The sequence below is a fragment of the Methylobacterium sp. AC832 genome (assembly GCF_979256025.1).
The window spans coordinates 1-231 of sequence record NZ_CEEDMV010000094.1 but is presented as its reverse complement, the minus strand read 5'-3'; the positions used below and the strand labels follow the sequence as shown (position 1 = coordinate 231).

The window sequence follows — 231 nt, the reverse complement described above, 5'->3', positions numbered from 1 at the left end:
GGGCCGGACGAGGCTGAAGTCCCCGTCTCCGACCTGAAGACCGGTGAGCGCTGGACCCTTCGGCCGAATGCCGGGCGGGTGCCGTGGGGGGTGCTGCAGGCGTCGCGGCGGGTGCCGGGCAGCCGGGCGATGGATTATCTCGCGCCCCTGAGCATCCACCGGGCCGCCTCGGGCAAGGCCCCCGGCCGTGCGGGCACGATCGGGGAACGCATGGAATGTTCCGGGCCGCTC

General features: G+C 74.0%; 1 pseudogene. It reads left to right on the top strand.

Annotated elements, in window-relative coordinates:
• A pseudogene (locus tag AC0IXR_RS25220) lies at positions 1–231 on the top strand (hydroxysqualene dehydroxylase HpnE); the annotation flags it as partial.